The sequence below is a fragment of the Candidatus Symbiothrix dinenymphae genome, from assembly GCF_001431085.1.
On record NZ_BBRU01000254.1, the window covers coordinates 1 to 572 of the forward strand.

General features: G+C 51.2%; 1 protein-coding gene. It reads right to left on the reverse strand.

Annotation, left to right across the window (positions count from 1 at the left end; genetic code table 11):
- Positions 1 to 572 (reverse strand): Gfo/Idh/MocA family oxidoreductase (locus ASC50_RS03400; RefSeq protein ID WP_478209962.1); only part of this gene is annotated, 572 nt, incomplete at both ends.

Below are 572 nucleotides of genomic sequence, written 5' to 3' on the forward strand. Positions count from 1 at the left end.
ACTTTGGTAAGAAGTTTCTTATCGGAACATTCAATATAGCCTCTCGCCACTTTGAGCCATCCCTTGTTGGTGGTATTGAAGCGTAAGCCTTTTCCACCTGCTTTGTCGCCGAAGGGCTGTTCGGTCATAACGATGCCATTGGCGTATTTCATGGTAAGATATTTCGCACCCTTGTAGCCTTTGGGGATAAATTCGCAAGGACCTGAGCCGTCCATTCCAATGGCTGCCTGCGCGATATCGAACATGTGGGCGCCCCAATCGGCTGTATAGCCGTTGCCTGTTTCGCGGTACCAGCGCCAAGCCCCCCATAAAGTTTCATTCTTGTCAGGGTCCAGAGATATCGGCGGACATAAATTCGGATGATAATGTATTTTAGGGTCATTCAAAGGTCCCAACCACTGGTTCCAGTTCAGATTTGACGGAACAGGTTGCTCGGGCAAATTAAGTGGTGTGGGAGTATCGCCTACTTCGGCGTAAATACTTTCCACATGACCCAAGGCGCCGCCGCGAATCAGGGCTATCGCCCGCTGAAACTCTGCGTCGGAGCGTTGCTGACTGCCCACCTGCAACAC